Genomic DNA, 322 nt, shown 5'->3' on the forward strand with positions numbered 1-322 from the left:
CCTCTACAAGGCCGACCGCACCGTGGTGCTGGCCGACTTCGGCATCGCCAAGGCCATGGACACCAGCTCCACCGCGACGCTGGCCGGCGCGTCGATCGGCACGCCCGACTACATGAGCCCCGAGCAGGCGCGCGGCGAGCCGGTGGACGGTCGCTCCGACCTGTATGCGCTGGGCGTGATGCTGTTCGAACTGCTGATCGGCAAGCCGCCCTATGACGGCAGCGATCCCTTCGCGGTCGCGCTTGCCCACATCACCCAGCCGGTGCCGATCCTGCCCAGCGAATACGCCTGGCTGCAGCCGGCGCTGGATGGGCTGATGGCC

Annotated in this window: 1 protein-coding gene; it reads left to right on the forward strand. The window is 69.6% G+C overall.

Annotation, left to right across the window (positions count from 1 at the left end; all coding sequences use genetic code 11):
- Positions 1–322, forward strand: a 322-nt coding sequence (locus tag FLQ44_RS18060; protein ID WP_147695482.1) for a protein kinase domain-containing protein, incomplete at both ends; no start/stop codon positions are given.

Source organism: Vogesella mureinivorans, assembly GCF_007644035.1.
Taxonomy (GTDB): Bacteria; Pseudomonadota; Gammaproteobacteria; order Burkholderiales; family Chromobacteriaceae; genus Vogesella; species Vogesella mureinivorans.